Annotated in this window: 19 protein-coding genes; 15 read left to right on the top strand and 4 right to left on the bottom strand. The window is 70.4% G+C overall.

Annotated features, from left to right (window positions below; genetic code table 11):
• Positions 1-181: 181 nt before the first annotated feature.
• The 14 genes from BHU06_RS03765 (at position 182) to BHU06_RS03700 (ending at position 14,418) form a co-directional block, all read left to right on the top strand.
• Positions 182-961 carry an enoyl-CoA hydratase/isomerase family protein gene (locus BHU06_RS03765; protein WP_070397821.1) on the top strand — a complete coding sequence of 260 codons (780 nt, stop codon included), beginning with the start codon at positions 182-184 and terminating at the stop codon, positions 959-961.
• Positions 958-2,583 (top strand): methylmalonyl-CoA mutase, encoded by a 1,626-nt coding sequence (locus BHU06_RS03760; RefSeq protein ID WP_070397820.1) that lies wholly within the window; start codon positions 958-960, stop codon positions 2,581-2,583. The genes BHU06_RS03765 and BHU06_RS03760 overlap by 4 nt, the downstream gene beginning before the upstream one ends.
• On the top strand, positions 2,580-2,996 hold the full coding sequence (locus BHU06_RS03755; RefSeq protein ID WP_070397819.1) for a cobalamin-dependent protein: 417 nt from the start codon (positions 2,580-2,582) through the stop codon (positions 2,994-2,996). The genes BHU06_RS03760 and BHU06_RS03755 overlap by 4 nt, the downstream gene beginning before the upstream one ends.
• Positions 2,993-4,120: a CaiB/BaiF CoA-transferase family protein gene (locus tag BHU06_RS03750; RefSeq protein ID WP_070397818.1), complete on the top strand. Its 1,128-nt coding sequence runs from the start codon at positions 2,993-2,995 to the stop codon at positions 4,118-4,120. The genes BHU06_RS03755 and BHU06_RS03750 overlap by 4 nt, the downstream gene beginning before the upstream one ends.
• On the top strand, positions 4,117-5,022 hold the full coding sequence (locus tag BHU06_RS03745; protein ID WP_070397817.1) for an ArgK/MeaB family GTPase: 906 nt from the start codon (positions 4,117-4,119) through the stop codon (positions 5,020-5,022). Before BHU06_RS03750 ends, BHU06_RS03745 begins: the two co-directional genes overlap by 4 nt.
• A gap of 132 nt (positions 5,023-5,154) precedes the next feature.
• A complete protein-coding gene (locus BHU06_RS03740; RefSeq protein WP_070398227.1) occupies positions 5,155-6,393 on the top strand; it encodes an ABC transporter substrate-binding protein in 1,239 nt (412 codons plus the stop codon).
• 37 nt (positions 6,394-6,430) lie between these two features.
• Positions 6,431-7,522, top strand: a complete 1,092-nt coding sequence (locus BHU06_RS03735) for an isopenicillin N synthase family oxygenase (RefSeq protein WP_070397816.1) — start codon at positions 6,431-6,433, stop codon at positions 7,520-7,522.
• Between the two features lie 66 nt (positions 7,523-7,588).
• Complete coding sequence (locus tag BHU06_RS03730; RefSeq protein ID WP_070397815.1) at positions 7,589-9,025, top strand: aldehyde dehydrogenase family protein; 1,437 nt, start codon at positions 7,589-7,591, stop codon at positions 9,023-9,025.
• 35 nt (positions 9,026-9,060) lie between these two features.
• On the top strand, positions 9,061-9,813 hold the full coding sequence (locus BHU06_RS03725) for an SDR family oxidoreductase (RefSeq protein WP_070397814.1): 753 nt from the start codon (positions 9,061-9,063) through the stop codon (positions 9,811-9,813).
• A 76-nt stretch (positions 9,814-9,889) separates the two neighbouring features.
• On the top strand, positions 9,890-10,660 hold the full coding sequence (locus tag BHU06_RS03720) for an ABC transporter ATP-binding protein (RefSeq protein ID WP_070397813.1): 771 nt from the start codon (positions 9,890-9,892) through the stop codon (positions 10,658-10,660).
• 1 nt (position 10,661) lies between these two features.
• Positions 10,662-11,372, top strand: coding sequence for an ABC transporter ATP-binding protein (locus tag BHU06_RS03715; RefSeq protein ID WP_070397812.1), 711 nt, complete (start codon positions 10,662-10,664; stop codon positions 11,370-11,372).
• Positions 11,372-12,256 carry a branched-chain amino acid ABC transporter permease gene (locus BHU06_RS03710; RefSeq protein WP_070397811.1) on the top strand — a complete coding sequence of 295 codons (885 nt, stop codon included), beginning with the start codon at positions 11,372-11,374 and terminating at the stop codon, positions 12,254-12,256. Before BHU06_RS03715 ends, BHU06_RS03710 begins: the two co-directional genes overlap by 1 nt.
• 11 nt (positions 12,257-12,267) lie before the next feature.
• Positions 12,268-13,248, top strand: coding sequence for a branched-chain amino acid ABC transporter permease (locus tag BHU06_RS03705; protein ID WP_070397810.1), 981 nt, complete (start codon positions 12,268-12,270; stop codon positions 13,246-13,248).
• A gap of 6 nt (positions 13,249-13,254) precedes the next feature.
• Positions 13,255-14,418 carry an MFS transporter gene (locus BHU06_RS03700; protein WP_070397809.1) on the top strand — a complete coding sequence of 388 codons (1,164 nt, stop codon included), beginning with the start codon at positions 13,255-13,257 and terminating at the stop codon, positions 14,416-14,418.
• Between the two features lie 23 nt (positions 14,419-14,441).
• Here BHU06_RS03700 and BHU06_RS03695 read toward each other — a convergent pair whose 3' ends face one another.
• Positions 14,442-15,044 carry a glutathione S-transferase family protein gene (locus BHU06_RS03695; RefSeq protein WP_070397808.1) on the bottom strand — a complete coding sequence of 201 codons (603 nt, stop codon included), beginning with the start codon at positions 15,042-15,044 and terminating at the stop codon, positions 14,442-14,444.
• Positions 15,045-15,161: 117 nt separating this feature from the next.
• On the opposite strand from BHU06_RS03695, the gene BHU06_RS03690 reads away from it, so the two are divergent.
• The gene (locus BHU06_RS03690) at positions 15,162-16,136 is read left to right on the top strand and encodes a YafY family protein (RefSeq protein WP_070397807.1); all 975 of its coding nucleotides are present in this window, start codon (positions 15,162-15,164) and stop codon (positions 16,134-16,136) included.
• 15 nt (positions 16,137-16,151) lie between these two features.
• On the opposite strand, the gene BHU06_RS03685 is transcribed toward BHU06_RS03690, so the two are convergent.
• The 3 genes from BHU06_RS03685 to BHU06_RS03675 are packed head-to-tail and all read right to left on the bottom strand — an operon-like array spanning position 16,152 to position 19,794.
• Positions 16,152-17,333, bottom strand: a complete 1,182-nt coding sequence (locus BHU06_RS03685) for a lytic murein transglycosylase (protein ID WP_070398226.1) — start codon at positions 17,331-17,333, stop codon at positions 16,152-16,154.
• A 60-nt stretch (positions 17,334-17,393) separates the two neighbouring features.
• Positions 17,394-18,758: an MBL fold metallo-hydrolase gene (locus BHU06_RS03680; RefSeq protein ID WP_070397806.1), complete on the bottom strand. Its 1,365-nt coding sequence runs from the start codon at positions 18,756-18,758 to the stop codon at positions 17,394-17,396.
• 37 nt (positions 18,759-18,795) lie between these two features.
• Complete coding sequence (locus BHU06_RS03675; protein ID WP_070397805.1) at positions 18,796-19,794, bottom strand: ZIP family metal transporter; 999 nt, start codon at positions 19,792-19,794, stop codon at positions 18,796-18,798.
• Positions 19,795-19,917 lie beyond the last annotated feature (123 nt).

Raw genomic sequence — 19,917 nt, 5'->3', positions numbered from 1 at the left:
GCGGGTCTCCGGATTGGGAAGTAAAGCAAACGGTTGTTCGGTATATTGAACAAGTCCGTCTGGCGACGGCTTGGCGGCCCGTTTTGGCCGCATTTGTTCGGCGTATTGAACAACAGTTCTTGATTGAGAAGAAGTCTGTTCCTAGCATGACCCCAAGGTCAGACAAAGGAGACAGACCATCGTGTCCAGCCAGGAAGACATCGCGGTGCGGGAAGGCGCTCAGGGCGCCGTCTGGATCACCATCGACAGGGCCTCGAAACACAACGCGCTCGGCCGTCAGGTGCTGGCCGGCTTGAGCCGCGCGGTGAACGAATACGGCCGGCGACCGGACACCCGCCTGCTGGTGTTGCAGGGCGCGGGCGAGCGCTACTTCGCGGCCGGCGGGGACCTGAAGGAACTGGCCGACGTGCGCGACGAACGCGCCACGCATGAGATGGCCGACCGCTCCCGCGCCGCCCTGGACGCGGTGCGCCACTGCCCGGTGCCGGTGCTGGCCTACCTGAACGGCGACGCCATCGGCGGCGGCGCGGAGCTGGCCCTGGCCTGCGACCTGCGCCTGCAGGCCCACCACGCGCGCATCGGCTTCATCCAGGCCAAGCTGGCCATCAGCTCGGCCTGGGGCGGCGGGCCGGACCTGTTCCAGCTGGTGGGCAGCGCGCGCGCACTGCGCATGATGGCCCGCTGCGAACTGGTGGACGCCCAACAGGCCCTGCAGTGGGGCCTGGCCGACGCCGTCATCGGCGACGGCCCCGAGGGCGAGGACATGAGCGCCTTCCTGGCGCCCATGCTGGCCTGCCCGTCGCAGGTGCTGCGCGGCATGAAGACCCAGGCACGCGCCTGGCGCGAGGGCGAGGCCCTGGCGCAGCGGCGCGACACCGAGCGCAGCCAGGTGATCAGCACCTGGCTGCACGACGACCACTGGCGCGCGGCCGAGCGCGTCCTCACCAAGAGCGCCCGATGAAGCGAGACCAACTTCCCAACGCCGCGCGCGCGGCGGAGCCCCGGCTGCGCGCCGTGAGCCCGAGCGGCATCGAGGTGCCGACCCAGGTGGACGCCTCGGCCGTCGATGCCTCGCGCATCGGCAAGCCCGGCGAATACCCGTTCACGCGCGGCATCTTCGAGGACGGCTACGCCGGCCGCCTGTGGACCATCCGCCAGTACTCGGGCTTCGGCACGGCCGAGGAATCCAACGAGCGCTACAAATTCCTGCTCGCCAAGGGCCAGACCGGCCTGTCGGTGGCGCTGGACCTGCCCACGCAGTGCGGCCTGGACCCGACGCACCCCATGGCCCGGCCCGAGATCGGCAAGGTGGGGGTGTCGCTGTCCAACCTCAGCGAAGCCGAGATCCTGTTCCGCGACCTGGACCTGTCGAAGATCTCCACCTCCTTCACCATCAACGGCACGGCCGCCATCGTCTACGCCATGTACCTGGCGGTGGCGGACAAGCAGGGCGTGCGCCGTGACCAGCTCACCGGCACGATCCAGAACGACATCCTCAAGGAGTACGTGGCGCGCGGCACCTGGATCTTCCCGGTGCGCCCCTCGATGCGGCTGATCGCGGACTCCATCCTCTACTCGAACGAGACCTCGCCGCGCTTCAACCCGATCAGCATCGCCGGCGCCCACGTGCGCGACGCCGGCGCCACGGCGGCCGAGGAGATGGCCTATACGCTGGCCAACGGCCTGGCCTATGTGGACGAGCTGCAGGCGCGCGGCGGCGACGTGGAGAAGTTCGCCAAGCGCCTGTCCTTCTTCTTCTACGTGCACATGGACTTCTTCGACGAGATCGCGAAGTTCCGCGCGGGCCGCCGCCTCTGGGCGCGCTTCATGAAGGAGCGCTACGGCGCCAGGGACCCCAAGGCCCAGCACTTCCGCTTCGGCGTGGTCTGCGGCGGCTCGTCCCTGGTGGCGCCGCAGCCCTACAACAACGTGGTGCGCGTGGCGGTGGAGACCATGGCCGCGGTGTTCGGCGGCGCGCAATCCGTCTTCACCTGCGCCTTCGACGAGGCTTTCCAGATCCCGACCGAGTTCTCGGCCGAGCTGGCCGTGCGCACGCAGCAGATCCTGGCCTACGAGAGCGGCATCGGCCGCAGCGTGGACCCGCTGGGCGGCAGCTACATGCTGGAACAGCACACCGACCGCATGGAGGAGCAGATCCAGCGGGTCATGACCGAGATCGATGCCTACGGCGGCGTGGTGCGCGCCATCGAGGACGGCTGGATCCAGATGCGCCTGGCCGAGCGCGGGCTGCAGCGCAAGCTGGACAACGACAGCGGCCTGAGCGTGGTGGTGGGCCAGAACCATTTCAAGAAAGAGGACGAGGAGGTGCGCGTCGGCGAGGTCTTCACCCTGGACCCGACCGTCGCCAGCCGCGCGCTGGAGAAGTTCCAGCGCGTGATGGACACGCGCGACAACGCCGCCGTGCAGCGCTCGCTGGAGCGCCTGTCGCGGGCGGCGGCGCAGGACCGCGAGAACGTCATGCCCTACCTGGTGGACTGCTGCCATGCCTACGCCACCGTTGGCGAAATGGTCGCCAGCCTGAAGCAGCAGTGGGGCGAATTCAAGGAGCCGGTGAACCTATGAGCACACAAGCGAGCACCGCCGCGCTGGCCTCGCGGCGCATCCTGATCGGCAAGCCCGGTCTCGATGGCCACGACATCGGCGCCAAGATCATCGCCCTGACCCTGCGCAACGCCGGGGCCGAGGTGATCTACACCGGCCTGCGGCGCAGCCCGCAGCAGATCGCCCAGGTGGCGGTGGACGAGGGCGTCGATGCCGTCGGCCTGAGCATCCTCTCGGGCAGCCACAAGGAGCTGGTGGCCGACGTGATCGTGCAGCTGCGGGCCATGAAGGCCGAGGGGGTGAAGGTTTTCGTCGGCGGCACCATCCCGGCGGAAGACCACGCCCACCTGCGCGGGCTGGGCGTGAGCGCGGTCTTCACCGCCGACATGCCGCTCGAGCGCGTCGTGGCCGAACTGGCCGAGAGCCTGGCATGACGGCGCCGCTGGCGGGCATCCGCGTGATCGAGGTCGGCCACATGCTGGCCGGCCCCTACTGCGGCCTGATGCTGGCCGACATGGGTGCCGAGGTCATCAAGGTCGAGACGCCCGAGGGCGACATCGCGCGCAGCGTCAGCCCGCATTTCGTGGGCCCGCACAACGCCTACTTCGCCAGCCTGAACCGCAACAAGAAGAGCGTGGTGCTGGACCTGGCCTCGCCCGAAGGCCGCGCCGACCTGCTGCAGCTGGCCGCTTCCGCGAACGCCCTGGTCACCAACCTGCGGCCCTCGGCGATCCGCAAGCTCGGCCTGACCTACGAATCCCTGCGCGTGGCCAACGAGCGCCTGGTCTGCGTGGCCCTCACGGGCTATGGCTTGGACGGCGCGCACGCCGACAACCCGGCCTACGACTACGTCATCCAGGCCCTGACTGGCGTGATGGCGCTCACCGGCGACCCCGAGGCGCCGCCCACCAAGGCCGGCTACTCGGCGGTGGACAACTCGGCCGGACTGGTCGCGGCCCTGGGCCTGCTGGCCAAGATCGTCGAAGGCAAGGGTGGCCAGGTCGACGTCTCCATGTACGACGTGATGCTCTCGCAGCTCAACTACCTGGCGGGCGCCGCGCTCAACGCCGGCGAGACGGTGGAGCGCCAGCCGCATTCGTCCCACCCCTACGTGGTGCCGGCCCAGGTGTTCGCCACTTCGCAGGGCTGGCTCACGCTGTTTATCACGCACGACCGTTTCTGGAAGGTCTTCTGCGAGGAGATCGGCCAGCCCGGCTGGATCGCAGATCCGCGCTTCGCCACCATGGCCGCGCGGCGCGCCAACCGGGCGCAGGTGGTGGCCGCCATTGGCGCCGTGCTGCGCCAGGCGAGCGCGGACGAGTGGGTGCGCCGCCTCGCGCCGCGCGGCCTGGTGGTGGCCGCCGTGGGGTCGCTCAACGACGCGCTGGAAGGCGACATTGCCCGCGACCGCGGCCTGGTGGTCACGCTGGGCGATGGCGGCGTGGCGTTGCGCGCGGTGGCCAGCCCGCTGCGCTTCAGCGGCTACGTGCCGCGCTACGGCCTGCCGCCGCTGCTCAACGAGCACGCGGAAACGGTCCTGCGCAAGGACTTGGTGTGAACACGCGCGCCGCCGCCCAGCTGGACCGCTGGGCCCTGAGCCGGGCCCTGACGCGGCTGGCCAACGCCGACCCGATGGCGCTGGCGGACGCGCAGGCTGAAGTGCCGGGCACGCGCGCCCGCCGCATCGGCCTGACCGGTGCGCCGGGCGCGGGCAAAAGCTCGCTTGGCGGGCACCTGGCGCGGCTGCGCCTGGCCAGCGGGCAGCGCCTGGGCGTGCTGGCGGTGGACCCGAGCAGCCCGCGCACGGGCGGCGCCATCCTGGGCGACCGCGTGCGCATGGACGATCTGGTGGACGACGAGCGCCTGTACATCCGCTCGCTGGGCTCGCGACGCACCGGCGACGGCCTGGCCGACAACCTGCCCGAGATGCTGGACCTGATGGACGGCTTCGGCTTCGACGAGGTGCTGCTGGAGACGGTGGGCGTGGGCCAGGCCGAGCACGCGGTGCGCGCCCAGGTGGACACCGTGGTGCTGGTGCTGCTGCCCGACAGCGGCGACGCGGTGCAGGCCATGAAGGCCGGCATCATGGAGATGGCCGACATCTTCGTGGTCCACAAGTGCGACCTGCCGGGCGCCCAGCGCGCGGCCACCGACCTGCGGCGAGTGGCCGCGCTGCAGCCGCCCGCGGCACAGGACTGGGTGCCGCCCATCCTGCTGACCAGTTGCGCGCATCCCGAGAGCATCGCCGCGCTGTCGCAGGCCATCGACCAGCACCAGGCCTGGCGCGCGCAGCACGCGCCCGAGGCCGGCCTGGCGCGCGCGCGCTACCGGCTGCGCCGACTCATTGAACGGCGCGTCGCCCGCTTCGTGGCGGCGCAGGACGCGCCCTTCTTCCAGAAAAGCCTGTCGGCGCAAGCCGACGCGGCGCTGCGCGCGGCCCTGCCGCGCGAGGAGGCCTAGGCGGTCCCGCGGCGGACCGGCGATGGCGTGGAGTGGCATGGCCCCGCCGACAGGCGATGGGGCGTTCAGCGGCGCAGGCGCCCTCGGGGGGGCCGCGGGCGCCGGACTTCAAACGAGGAGACACACATGAGCATGGTTTGGAACAAGCGCAAGCAGCGCAAGCAAGGATCGGCGAAGCACTGGCGGACTTTCTCGGCCGTGGCCCTGGCCTGGGCGGCCCTCAGCGCGGGCGCGCAGACGCCCTCGGCCCCGATCCGCATCGGCGTGATGGCCGACATGAGCGGCCTGTACTCCGACATGGGCGGGCCGGGTCTGGTGGAGGCGGTGCGCATGGCCGTGGCCGACGCGGGCGGCCAGATCAACGGCCGGCGCGTCGAGGTCCTGCAGGCCAACCACTCGGCCAAGCCGGACATCGCGGCCACCAAGGCGCGCGAGTGGTTCGACACCGACGGCGTGGACATGATCATCAGCGGCCCCAGCTCGGGCACCAGCCTGGCCATCGCCAAGGTGGCGACGGACAAGAAGAAGGTGATCATGGTCACCGGCGGCGTGGCCGCGCAGCTGACCAACGAGGACTGCTCGCCCTACATCGTCCATTACCTGTACGACACGGTGGCCCTGGCGCGCGGCACCGGCGCGGCGGTCACGAAACAAGGCGGCAAGAGCTGGTATTTCCTGACGGTGGACTACGCCTTCGGCGATTCGCTGGAGAAGGAAACCACCAAGGTCGTCAAGGCCAACGGCGGCGAGGTGATCGGCAGCGTGCGCCACCCTCTGTCGGCGACCGACTTCTCCTCCTTCCTGCTGCAGGCCAAGGCCTCCAAGGCGCAGGTGCTGGGCCTGGCCAATGGCGGCGGCGACACCATCAACGCCATCAAGGGCGCGCGCGAGTTCGGTGTCAGCTCGTCCATGAAGATCGCCGGGCTGATGCTCTTCATTACCGACGTGCACGCCCTGGGTCTGCCCATCACGCAGGGCATCCAGCTGACCGAGGCCTGGTACTGGGACAGCAACGAGCGCTCGCGCCAGTGGGCCACCCGCTTCAACGAGAAGATGAAGAAGATGCCCACCAGCATGCAGGCCGCCAGCTACTCGGCCGCCGCGTCCTACCTCAAGGCCGTGGGCAGCGCCAAGACCAGCGACTCCGACGCGGTCATGGCCGAGCTGAGAAAACTCAAGATCGACGACATGTACACGGCCAACGGCCGCATCCGCGGCGACGGCCGCATGGTGCACGACCTGCAGCTCATGGAGATCAAGAAACCGTCCGAGTCCAAGGGTCCCTGGGACTACTACAAGACGCTGCAAACCATCCCCGGCGATCAGGCCTTCGCCTCGCAGGCCGAATCCCGTTGCAAAAACTGGAACTGAGTCCAGACCGCTTTCCCTTTCCATAGGAGACATCGCCATGACCACCAAGAACCCGCGCAACCAGCCCCCCACCGTCGAGCCGTCCGCCGCCGTGCGCCGCGCCATCGCCGAGGCCAAGGAACTGCCGCTGCTCGACGTCGGCCCGCTGCTGGCCGGCCAGCCCGGCGCGCTGGAGCAGCTCGCGGCCGACGTGAAGCTGATCCAGGAAAACCTGGGCTTCTTCGCCATCGTCAACCACGGCATCCCGGCCTCGCTGATCGAGCGCTCCTTCGAGCAGGTCGCCCAGCTGTTCGACATCTCCATGGACGAGAAGCTCAAGCACCGCGTGGGCTTCCACCACCAGGGTTACCTGCCGCCCAAGTCGTCCATCCTGCAATCCACCGCGATCAAGGACAAGATCGCGCTGAACACCAAGAAGGACACCAACGCGGCCTGGTTGTTCATGCGCAACCGCGACGCCGATGACCCCAAGGTCAAGGCCAAGGTGCGCCACCGCGGCCTGAACCAGTGGCCCGAGAGCCTGCCCGAGTTCAAGAAGACCCTGTACGAGTACCAGACCTCGATGGAGAAGCTGGCGATCCGCCTGCTGCCCATCTACGCGCGCGCCCTGGGCCTGAAGGCCGAGCACTTCGATTCGATGTTCAAGGCGCCCGAGTACTACCAGCGCTGCGCCTACTATCACCCCGAGAAGCAGCTGGAGGAGGGCCAGTACGCGCTGGCCCCGCATTCGGACGGCAGCTTCCTCACCCTGTTGCCGATGACGCCGGTGCCGGGCCTGGAGGTGATGACGCCGGAGAAGAAGTGGCTCAAGGTGAGCTACGTGAAGGACGCGCTGATCGTCAACACCGGGCAGGTGCTCAACCGCATGTCCAACGACCACTTCATCGCCACGCCGCACCGCGTCGTCAACCCGCCGATGAAGCGGTACGCGCTGACTTTCTTCTTCTACCCGGACGACGATGCCAGCGTGGGCCCCATCCCCGAGTGCATGGCCCCGGGGGAAGCGCCCAAGTACGACGAGCGCTCGTTCTACGACTTCTTCGTGCCCTACCTGGACGACCTGTACCACTACAACGACAAGGAGTTCATGAAGGAAGTCGAGCCCGAAGGCGCGGCGTCGACGAACTGAGGCGGGCGGGCGCGGCCGGCCGTTGCGGCCGCGCCCGCGCCTGCGCTCGACAACAAGGAACCCTGCATGGACTTCAGGCATTTGATCGACGGGCAGTGGCTGGATTCGCTGGATGGCCAGCGCATCGAGGTGCTGGACCCCTGCACGGCCCGCCCCTTCGCCACCCTGGCCCGGGGCGGCGCGAAAGAGGTGGACCTGGCGGTGCGCGCGGCGCGCCGCGCGCTGGAAGGCCCCTGGGGCCGCATGACCGCCACCGAGCGCGGCCGCATCCTGCAGCGCCTGGCGCAGCTGATCGTGGCGCGCGGCGACGAACTGGCTGCGCTGGAGGCGCGCGACACCGGCAAGCCGATGTCCGTCGCGCGCGCCGACGCGGCCGCCGTGGCGCGCTACTTCGAGTTCTATGGCGGTGCCGCCGACAAGGTGCACGGCCAGACCATTCCCTACCTGAACGGCTACGACGTGCGCGTGGTGCGCATCCCGCACGGCGTCACCGCGCACATCATTCCCTGGAACTACCCGGCCCAGATGATGGGCCGCACCCTGGCGCCCGCGCTGGCCATGGGCAACGCGGCGGTGGTCAAGCCTTCGGAGGACGCCTGCCTGAGCGCGCTCAAGCTGGGCGAACTGGCCATGGAAGCCGGCCTGCCGCCGGGCGCGCTGAACATCGTCACCGGCTTCGGCGCGGAGGCGGGCGCCGCGCTCACCGGCCACCCGGGCATCAACTTCGCCACCTTCACCGGCTCGCCGGAGGTGGGCATCCAGGTCCAGCAGTCGACGGCGCGCCACCAGGTGCCCTGCGTGCTGGAGCTGGGCGGCAAGTCGCCGCAGATCGTGTTCGACGACGCCGACCTGGACAAGGCCGTGCCCATCATCGTGAAAGCGATCGCGCAGAACGCGGGCCAGACCTGCTCGGCGGGCAGCCGCCTGCTGGTGCAGCGCGGCATCTACGAGCGCTGCGCCCAGGCCATCGCCGCGCGCTTCGCGGCCCTGCGCGTGGGCACGCCCGAGATGGACCTGGATTGCGGCCCGCTCATCAACGCCCGCCAGCGCGCGCGCGTGCGCGCCTTCATCGACGAGTCGCGCCAGCAGGGCGTGCCGGTGCTGGCCGAAGGCGCGCTGGCGCCAGGGCTGGACGGGCAGGGCTTTTTCGTGGCGCCGGTGCTGTTCGGCCCGGTGCCGCGCGAGCACCGCCTGGCCTGCCAGGAGGTCTTCGGCCCGGTGCTCTCCGTGCTGCCCTTCGAGGACGAGGACGACGCCGTGCGCCTGGCCAATGCCACCGACTACGGCCTGGTCGCGGGCGTCTGGACCGAGAACGGCAGCCGCCAGTCGCGGATGGCCGCGCGCCTGGACAGCGGCCAGGTCTTCATCAACTGCTATGGCGCCGGCGGTGGGGTGGAGCTGCCCTTCGGTGGCGTCAAGCGCAGCGGCTACGGCCGCGAAAAGGGTTTCGTCGCGCTTGAGGAAATGAGCACCACCAAGACCATCGTCCAGCACCACGCCTGACCCGAAAACATTCCACAGCAACAGGAGACAAAGACATGAGCGCATTGAAGAACAAGGTCGCCATCGTGACCGGCGCCGGCAGCGGCTTCGGCGCGGCCATCGCGCGCGCCTACATCGAGCAGGGCGCCAAGGTCGTGCTCGCCGACCTGCGCGAGGACGCGGCGCGCGCCGTCGCGTCCGAGCTCGGGCCCAACGCCAGCCCCGTGAAATGCGACGTGAGCCGCTTCGACGACGTGCAGGCCATGGCCAGGCATTGCGTGAGCACCTTCGGCGCGCCGCAGATCCTGGTCAACAACGCCGGCACCACCCACCGCAACCAGTCGATGCTGGAGGTGGACGAGGACACCTTCGACCGCGTGTTCGCGGTGAACGTGAAGTCGATCTTCCACACCACGCGCGCCATCGCGCCGCTGATGAAGCCCGGCAAGGACGGCGTCATCCTCAACGTCGGCTCGGTCGGCGGCATCCGCCCGCGCCCCGGGCTCACCTGGTACAACAGCTCGAAGGGCGCGGTGAAGGTGATGACCAAGTCCATGGCGGTGGAGCTGGCCAACGACGGCATCCGCGTCAACCTGATCGCGCCGGTGATGGCCGCCACCGGTCTGCTGGGCGAGTTCATGGGCGTGCCCGACACGGCCGAGAACCGCGCCCGCTTCGTCTCCACCATTCCGCTGGGCCGCATGTGTGCGCCCGAGGACGTGGCCAACGCGGCCGTGTTCCTGGCCAGCGACGCGGCGCGTTTCCTGACCGGCATCGAGATGCCGGTGGACGGCGGCCGCTCCATCTGACCGACCGGCGAGCGTGGCGGCGGCGGCCCGAGAGGGCCGCCCGCAAGTCCGCGCGCGCCGCCACCGCTCCCATCCCATGAGTCCCATCATTCTCGAGACCCGGGCGTTGACCAAGGCGTTCAAGGGCTTCACGGCCGTCAGCCAGGTCGACCTGAAGGTGGCGCGCGGGTCCATCCACGCCCTGATCGGACCCAATGGTGCGGGCAAGACCACCTGCTTCAACCTGCTGACCAAGTTTCTGGAGCCGAGTTCGGGCGCGATCCTGTTCAACGGCCAGGACATCACGCGCGAGCGGCCGGCGCAGATCGCGCGGCGCGGGGTCATCCGCTCCTTCCAGATCTCGTCGGTGTTCCCGCACCTCACGGTGCTGGAGAACGTGCGCCTGGGGCTGCAGCGCCGCCTGGGCATCAGCTACCACTTCTGGCGCAGCGAAGGGGCGCTGCGCTCGCTGCACGCACGGGCCGCGGCGCTGCTGGCCGAGGTGGGCCTGGAGGACCTGGCCGGCGAGCTGGCGGTGAACCTGCCCTATGGCCGCAAGCGCGCGCTGGAGATCGCCACCACGCTGGCCATGGAGCCCGAGCTCATGCTGCTGGACGAGCCCACGCAGGGCATGGGCCACGAGGACGTGCACCTGGTGGCGCAGCTCATCAAGCGCGTGTCGGCGGGGCGCACGGTGCTGATGGTGGAACACAACATGGGCGTGGTCTCCGCCATCGCCGACAGCATCACGGTGCTGCAGCGCGGCGCCGTGCTGGCCGAAGGCCCCTACGCCGAGGTCTCGGCCAACCCGCAGGTGATGGAGGCCTACATGGGCACCACCGAAGGCCGCTTGCAGGGGGCCCACTGACATGGCGTCTCCCGCTCTCGATATCCGCGACCTGCACGCCTGGTACGGCGAGTCGCACGTGCTGCACGGCGTCGACATGGTGGTGCACCCCGGCGAGGTTGTCACGCTGCTGGGCCGCAATGGCGCGGGCCGCACGAGCACGCTGCGCGCCGTGATGGGCCTGACCGGCGCGCGGCGCGGCAGCATCCGCGTGAACGGGCAGGAAACCATCGGGCTGCCGCGCCACCGCATCGCGCACACCGGCATCGGCTACTGCCCGGAGGAACGCGGCATCTTCGCCAGCCTGTCGACCGAGGAGAACCTGCTGCTGCCGCCCGTGCTCAAGGGCCAGGGGCCCGGCATGGGCCTGGCGGAGATCTACGCCCTGTTCCCCAACCTCGCGGAGCGCCGGCACAGCCCGGGCACGCGCCTGTCCGGCGGCGAGCAGCAGATGCTGGCTCTGGCGCGCATCCTGCGCACCGGCGCCAAGCTGCTGCTGCTCGACGAAATATCGGAAGGGCTGGCGCCGGTGATCGTGCAGGCGCTGGGGCGCGCGATCGGGCTGCTGCGCGACAGCGGCCACACGGTGGTGCTGGTGGAGCAGAACTTCCATTTCGCGGCGCCGCTGTCCGATCGCTTCTACGTCATGGAACACGGCCGCATCGTCGAGCACTTCGGCGCTCGCGAACTGCAGGCCAAGGCCGCGGCATTGGCTGAACTGCTGGGGGTCTGATGGATATCTTCGGAGCAGGCCTGCCTGCCTTGCTGAGCCAGTTGCTGATCGGCCTGGTCAACGGTTCGTTCTACGCCATCCTGAGCCTGGGCCTGGCGGTGATCTTCGGCCTGCTCAACGTCATCAACTTCGCGCATGGCGCGCTGTTCATGCTGGGGGCGGTGCTGAGCTGGATCGCCATGAGCCGCTGGGGCCTGGGCTACTGGCCCATGCTGCTGCTGGCGCCGCTGGTCGTGGGGCTGTTCGGCATGCTGATCGAGCGTCTGCTGCTGCGCCGCATCTACCAGCTGGACCACCTCTATGGCCTGCTGCTCACGCTCGGCCTGGCGCTGCTGATCGAAGGCGGGTTCCGTTCGGTCTATGGCGTGTCGGGCCTGCCCTACGACCCGCCCGAGGCGCTCATGGGCGCCACCGACCTGGGCTTCATGGTGCTGCCCAACTACCGGGCCTGGGTGGTGGTGGCTTCGCTGGCGGTGTGCCTGGCCACCTGGTATGTGATCGAGAAGACGCCGCTGGGCGCGCTGCTGCGCGCCGGCACCGAGAACCCGCGCCTGGTGGAGGCCTTCGGCATCAACGTGCCGCTGATGATCACGCTGACCTATGGCTTCGGCGTGGCGCTGGCGGCCTTCGCCGGTGTGCTGGCGGCGCCGGTGTACCAGGTGTCTCCGTTGATGGGGCAGAACCTGATCATCGTGGTCTTCGCCGTGGTGGTGATCGGTGGCATGGGCTCCATCCTGGGCTCCATCCTCACCGGTCTGGGGCTGGGCGTGATCGAAGGGCTCACCAAGGTGTTCTACCCCGAGGCCTCGTCCACCGTGGTGTTCGTGATCATGGCCATCGTGCTGCTGGTGCGGCCCGCCGGCCTGTTCGGCAAAGACAGCTGAGGAGACTTTCCATGAACCGCCGGCTGTCCCTCTCGCTGTACCTCTTGCTGTTGCTGGGCCTGGTGCTGGCGCCCTTTCTGGGCGCCTACCCGGTCTTCGTCATGAAGCTGCTGTGCTTCGCGCTGTTCGCCAGCGCCTTCAACCTGCTGCTGGGCTACACCGGCCTGCTGTCCTTCGGCCACGCGGCCTTCCTGGGCGGCTCGGCCTATGTGGCCGGGCACGTCATGAAGGTCTGGGGCCTGACGCCGGAACTCGGGCTGCTGGTGGGCACGCTCACCGGCGCCGCGCTGGGTTGGCTGTTCGGCCTGCTGGCCATCCGCCGCCAGGGCATCTACTTCGCGATGATCACGCTGGCCTTCGCGCAGATGGTGTTCTTCCTGGCCGTGCAACTGAAGTTCACCGGGGGCGAGGATGGCCTGCAGGGCGTGCCGCGCGGCCGGCTGTTCGGCCTGATCGATCTGCGCAGCGAACTGGCCATGTACTACTTCACGCTGGTGGTCTGTGTGCTGGGCTTCCTGTTGATCGTGCGCACCACGCGCTCGCCTTTCGGCCAGGTGCTCAAGGGCATCAAGGAGAACGAGGCGCGCGCTCTTTCGCTGGGCTACGACACGCAGCGCTTCAAGCTGCTGGCCTTCGTGATCTCGGCCGCGCTCTCGGGCCTGGCGGGTTCGCTCAAGACCCTGGTGCTTGGGTTTGCCTCGCTCAGTGACGTGCACTGGAGCACCTCGGGCCAGGTCATCCTGATGAGCCTGGTCGGCGGGCTGGGCACGCTGTCCGGCCCGCTGGCGGGTGCCGCCATCGTGGTATGGCTGGAAAACCGCATCGGCGAGCTGGGCCAGTGGCTGGCGCGCCTGAGCTCGGTCGACTGGTTCGGCACGCTGGGCGAATCGGTGTCCATGGTGATGGGCTTGATCTTCCTGGTCTGCGTGCTGAGTTTCCGCCGGGGCCTCATGGGCGAGGTTATTGCCTTCGTGCAGCGGCGCTGGCGCTGAGAAGACGTGAACCGATCCGTCGCCTGGCTGGCCCTGTGCCAGGGCCTGCTGCTCACCAACAACGTGGTCTTCATCGCGGTCAATGGGCTGGTGGGGCTGGCCCTGGCGCCCTGGCCGTGGATGGCCACCTTGCCGGTGATGGGCTACGTGGTGGGGGGTGCCTTGGCCACGCCGCTGGTGGCGACGGCGCAGCGGCGCTGGGGGCGGCACACCGCGTTTCAGCTGGGTCTGTTGGTGGCGCTGCTGTCGGCGGCGCTGTGCGCGGTGGCCGCCTATGCGCAGCAGTTCGTCCTGCTGTGTGCCTCGACCGTGATCGCGGGCTACTACAACGCCAATGGCCAGCTCTATCGGTTCGCCGCGGCCGAACTGGTGGGCGCGTCGCAGCGGGAGCGCGCGATCTCCCTGGTGCTGGCCGGCGGGCTGTTGGGCGCGGTGCTGGGGCCGGCGCTGGCCAGCCATGCCAGGGGCTGGTTCGCCACGCCGTTCCTGGGCGTCTACGTGGCGCTGATGGGGGTGGCGCTGCTGGGCCTTGCGTGCATGAGCCGTGTGCGGTTTCCGCAGAGGCCGCAGGAGGAGGGGGCTTGCGGCGCGGCGTCTTCGCGCACGGTCGCACGCTTGCTGGCGCAGCCGGGCTTTGCCGTGGCCGCCTTGTGCGCCTCGGTGAGCTACGGCGTGATGAACCTGCTGATGGCCGCCACGCCCCTGGCGATGCAGGTCTGCGGCCACGACTTCACCGCCACGGCCGAGGTGCTGCAGTGGCATGTGGTGGGCATGTTCGCACCGGGTTTCGTCACCGGGCACCTGATCAAGCGCATGGGCGTGCTGCCCATCATGGGCCTGGGCGTGGCGATCAACCTCGCCTGTGTGGGGGTGGCGCTGTCGGGGCAATCGGTCATGCATTTCCTGTGGGCCATGGCCCTGCTGGGCCTGGGCTGGAACTTCCTCTTCACCGGCAGCACCAGCCTGGTCATGCGGTACTACCGTCCCGAGGAGCGGGACCGGGCCGAGGCGGCCATGAACTTCTGCGTGTTTGCCGTCATGGCCGCGACTTCCCTGGCGTCGGGCGCACTGGCCACCAGCGGCGGCTGGGACTGGCTGAACTGGGGCTCGCTGCTGGCGTTGATCCTCACCGCGTGGGCGCTGGTCGGGCTGGCGCGGCGCGGGCTCTGAGCGCGCGCCGCTGAGCGGCTCGATCAGGCGTCGATCCGCATCGCCGGGCGCGCCTGCACCCGCGCCAGCCAGGCCAGTACGTGGGGGTGCTGGTCCACCGGCGCGCCGATGTAGGCGCTGTAGCCGATCACCGAACCCACCGACAGGTCCACCAGCGAGTAGGCCTCGCCCAGCATCCAGGGCCGCTTCGCCAGGTGCGCGTCGAGCAGGGCCAGCAGCTGGTCCATGCCCTCGCGGCCCGCGCGGCCGTGCGCATCGTCGGGTGTGCCCATGTCGCGCGCGGCCTGCAGGCGCACCAGCTGCGCGCCGTAGGTGACGTAGGCCCAGGTGCACCAGGAAAAGGCCTGCAGCTGCGCGGGCGTGCCGGGCGCCGGCCACAGGCCGCGCTCCACGCCGTGGCGTTCGCCCAGCCACAGCTCCATGGCCAGGGCCTCGAACATGGGGGCGCCGTCCACCGTCAGGGTGGGCACCTTGCCATTGGGGTTGAGCGCCAGGAACGCGGGGCGGCGCTGCTCGCCGGTGGTGATGTCGACCTTCACGCGTTCGTGCGGCAGGCCCAGTTCGGCGAGGGCGCAGGCGATGGGCGTGGCGCTGGACATGGGGTGCCAGTAGAGAACGATGGACATGGCGTGCTCCTGAATGAATGGGGGTGAAACCGGTCCGGCACCGCGCCGATCCGTGCCGCGAACTGTCGCAGCCATTGCGGACAGATTCCGCCCTCGATCAGAGATAGAGTGCGACCCATGCTCAGTTCCTCTTCCCGGCTGCTGCGGGTGCTCTCCTTGCTGCAGGCGCGCCGCCACTGGGCGGGCGCCGAACTGGCCGAGCGCCTGGGCGTGCACCCGCGAACGCTGCGCCGCGACATCGATCGCCTGCGTGAGCTGGGCTACCCCATCCACGCCAGCAGCGGCGTGGCCGGCGGCTACGCTTTTCGGGCCGGGCAGGCCCTGCCACCGCTGCTGCTGGACGACGAGGAGGCGCAGGCCGTGGCCATCGCCCTGCAGACCGCGGCCGCCGGCACCGTGAGTGGGGTGGAGGAGGGCTCGCTGCGCGCCCTGGTGAAGCTGGAACAGGTGATGCCCGCGCGCCTGCGCCGGCGCGTCGATGCCCTGCGCTCGGCCATCCTGCCGCTGGCGAGCCTGCGCCCCACGGTGGACGCGGGTGCGCTGGCCAGCCTGGCCGTGGCCTGCCGCGACCAGCTGCGCCTGGCCTTCGCCTACCGCGACAGCCGTGGCCAGGACACGGCGCGCACGGTGGAGCCGCAGGGCCTGGTGCACACCGGCAGCCGCTGGTACCTGGTGGCCTGGGACCTGGCGCGCGATGACTGGCGCACTTTCCGCCTGGACCGCATCGACGGCGCGCCCGCCCTGGGCGCGCACTTCGCGCCGCGCGCGGGCCCCGAGGGCGGCGACTTGCGCGCCTACGTGTCGCGCTCGATCGGGGTTTCGGCCTACACCGAGCAGGCCCGCGTGGTGCTGCACCAGTCGCTGGAGGCGATGGCCCGGCAGATTCCGCCCACGGTGGCGCGGCTGGAGGCCCTCGACGGCGAGCGCTGCGTGATGCACAGCGGCGCGAACCACCTGGAGTCGCTGGCCTACTGGCTGCTGGCGCTGGACGTGGAGTTCGAGGTGCTGGAGCCGCCCACGCTCAAGGCGCTGCTGCGCCAGGCGAACGAGCGCGTGGCGCGCGCGCTGGCGCGCTCGGGCGGTGGCGCCTGACGCCGGCGCGCCGCCTCAGCCCCCGCGCAGCGCCTTCAGCAGCTTCTGACCGGCGCGGCCATTGGCTTCCCAGCCCAGGCGCGTCTGCTCGGCGCGCACGGCGCTGCGGGTCTTCTCGCCGAGCAGACCGTCGACCTCGCCGATGTCGTGGCCGCGCGCGAGCAGCAGGGTCTGCAGCTCGCGGCGTTCGGCGCGCGTGAGGCCCAGGTCGTCGGTGGGCCAGGGCGTCACGAACGGCCCGCCGCCGCGCAGACGGTCGGCCAGGTGGGCGATGGCCAAGCCATAGCTTTCGGCGGCGTTGTAGCTGTAGATGGCGTCGAAGTTGCGCGTGACGAGGAAGGCCGGGCCCTGCGCACCGGCCGGCGCCAGCAGGCCCAGGCTCATGTCCGCCGGCACCGGCGTGCCGTCGACGCGCTGGACGCCGCGCGCGGTCCATTCGCTGCCGGGGCGCTTGGTGCGCCGGCCTTCGCCGAGCACGGAAAAGCCCTCGGGCAGCTTCACCTCGAAGCCCCAGGGCAGTTCCTGGCGCCAGCCCGCGCGCTGCAGGAAGTTGGCGGTGGAGGCGAGCGCGTCGGGCACGCTGTCGATGAGGTCGGCGCGGCCGTCGCCGTCGAAGTCCACCGCCAGGCGCTCGTAGGTGCTGGGCATGAACTGCGTGTGGCCGAAGGCGCCGGCCCAGGAGCCCTGCAGCCGCTCGGGCGGGAAGTGCCCGGCCTGCAGCAGGCGCAGCGCGGAGTAGAACTCGGTGCGGAAGTAGGCCTGGCGCCGGCCGTAGCACGACAGCGTGGCCAGCGACTGCACGATGGGCGTCTTGCCGAAGCCCTGGCCGTAGTTGCTCTCCACGCCCCACACGGCCACCACCGTGGCCGGGTCCACGCCGAAGCGCTGCTGCACGCGCTGCAGCAGCTCGGCGTTCTGCTGCAGCCGCTGCGCGCCTTCTTCCACGCGCTGCGGGTCGACCAGCACGGTGAGGTAGTCCCAGATCGGGGTCTTGAATTCGGGCTGCGCGTCCAGGTTGCCGATGACCGACATCAGCGGTTGCAGGCTGTCGGTGTGGGCGCGGAAGGTGGTCTCGTTGACGCCGTTGGCACGGGCCGTGGGGCGCAGGCCGTCCAGGCACTGCTGGAAGCTGGCGTCCTGGGCGAGGGCGGGAGCGGCGAGCGTGGCCGCGAGGCAGAGGGTGGTGAGTCGTTGCATGGCCATGGGGTCGCCCGGGGGCGGAAAAGTTCAGGCCGGACCGCCGCGGGGCGGGCCGGTTCAGGCGGGCCAGGTGCTGCCGTGCTCCGGCACCAGCGCGGGCCAGCCCAGTTCGTTTTCGATGCGCAGGCGCAGCGCGTCGGCGGCGTCCATGTCGCCGTGGGTGACGAAGGTGCGCCGCGGCGCCTTGGGCAGGCCGCGCAGCCAGGCCATGAGCTGCTCGGCGTCGGCGTGCGCCGATCCGGCGGTGAGTTGCACCACCTCGGCGCGAACGGGCCATTGCTGGCCGAAGATGCGCAGGCTGGCCTGGCCGGCGGCCAGTTGCGCGCCGCGCGTGCCCGGCGCCTGGTAGCCCGCCAGCACGACCATGGCCCGGTGGTCGCCGAGGTGGTGCGTGAGGTGGTGCAGCACGCGCCCGCCCGTGGCCATGCCACTGGCCGACAGGATGACCTTGGGCCCATGCCGCTGCGCGATGGCCTTGGACTCTTCCACGCTGGTGACCATTTGCGCGGTGCGCTCCATCTCGCGGCACTGGGCGGCGTCGAGGCGGTGTTGGCCCAGGTGGCGTTCGTACAGCTCGGTGGTCGCCACGGCCATGGGGCTGTCCAGGTACACGGGCAGGGCGCGCGGCAGCTCGCCCCGCGCCTTGAGCCGCGCGATGGCCAGCAGCACGGCCTGCGCGCGGCCCACCGCGAACACCGGCACCACCACCGTGCCGCCGCGCGCGGCGGCGCGAGACAGCGCGGCGCCCAGTTCGGCGAGCAGGTCCTCCTTGGGGTGCAGGCGGTTGCCGTAGGTGGACTCGCACAGCACCACGTCGGCCGCGGGCGGTGGCTCGGGCGGCAGCATGAGCGCGTCGTCCGGGCGGCCCAGGTCGCCCGAGAACAGCAGACGCCGCCCCCCCACTTCCAGCAGCACGCTGGCCGCGCCGAGGATGTGGCCGGCGCCGCTGAAGCTCGCGCTCCAGCCGGGCAGCGGCTCGAAGCGCTCGTGCAGGCGCGCGGTGTGCAGGCGCTTGAGGCTACGGCGCGCGTCTTCCACGGTGTAGAGGGGCAGGGCGGGCTGGTGCTTGCCGAAGCCCTTGCGGTTGGCGTACTCGGCCTCTTCTTCCTGCAGGTGGCCGCTGTCGGGCAGCATCACGTGCAGCAGGTCGCGCGTGGCGGGCGTGCACCAGGCGCGGCCCGTGAAGCCCTCGCGCGCCAGCAGCGGAAAGTAGCCGCTGTGGTCGATGTGCGCGTGCGTGAACAGAACCGCGCCGATCTGGTCGGGCGCCACGGGCAACGGCTCGCGGTTGCGCAGGCGCAGCTGCTTGTAGCCCTGGAACAGGCCGCAGTCCACCAGCAGCCGCTGGCCACCGTAGTCGATGAGGTACTTGGAGCCGGTGACGGTACCGGTGCCGCCGAGGAAACGGATGCTGACGCCCATGCGGAGCATCTTAGCCGTGCGCGCGGGCACGGCCCGTTCAGGCCAGGGCGCTGTCCAGCCAGACCATGAAGATGAAGCCCGCCAGCAGCGTGGCGCTGGCCGCGCCTTCGAAGCCGTCGCGGTGCGTCTCCGGGATGATCTCGTGGCTCACCACGAAGATCATGGCGCCGGCCGCCAGGGCGAGGCCCAGCGGGTAGAACACCGGGGCGCTGCCCAGCACCACCACGCCCAGCAGGGCGCCCAGGGGCTCGGCCAGGCCGGTGAGGGCGGCCACGCCCCAGGCCCGTCCGGCGCCCAGGCCCAGGGTGCGCAGGGCCATGGCCACGATCAGGCCCTCGGGCATGTTCTGCAGTCCGATGGCCAGGGCGACGGCGGCGCCGTCGTGCACCGCGTCCTCGCCCGACGGGCCGGCATAGGCCGCGCCCACGGCCAGGCCTTCGGGCAGGTTGTGGATCATCAGCGCCAGCACCATCAGCCAGGCGCGCTGCGCGGCCGGCTCGCGCGGCAGCCAGGCGCTGGTGTGGGTGTGCGCGGCCGGCGGCAGCACGGCGTGTTCGTGCGGCAGGGCGCGGTCGATGGCCAGCATCAGCCCCATGCCCAGCGCCAGTCCGGCGCCCGAGAGCAGGGCGCTGGCGCCGCCCTCGCCTACCAGGGCGCGGCTGGCCTCCAGCGAGGGCAGCAGCAGCGCGAACACGGCGGCCGCCAGCATCACCCCGGCCGAGAACGCCATGAAGGCCGACTCCTGCCGCTTGCTCACCCGCTGCACCACGAACACCGGCAAGGCGCCCACGGCGGTGGCGATGGCCGCCAGCAGCGAGGCCTGCACGCCCGCGACGAGGGCGCTGCCGCCTTCCACGGCCAGCCACCAGGCGCGGGTGGGCGCCCAGAAGGTGGAGCCGGCGGCGATGCCCGCCATCACCAGCACGCCCGCGGCCAGCGCCAGCAAGGCCTTGCGCAGGGCGTGGGCTGGCACGGGCCACTCCAGCCGCTGGAGCTGGGCCCAGGCGGGTGGGATCTGGCGGAGGAGGGTAGACATGCTTGGGCTGCGATCGATGTTGACCCATAGCTTGTCAAAAACGATCAAATAAGGCCAATCGATGCTGCTTATGGTGGCGATAGGGGCACCGCTGGCGGCGCACGCGCCAGGCACCGAGGGAGC

The organism is Hydrogenophaga sp. PML113 (assembly GCF_001777155.1).
Lineage (GTDB): Bacteria > Pseudomonadota > Gammaproteobacteria > Burkholderiales > Burkholderiaceae_C > Hydrogenophaga > Hydrogenophaga borbori.
The sequence above is the reverse complement of the archived record's forward strand: the minus strand, read 5'-3'. Positions and strand labels throughout refer to the sequence as shown.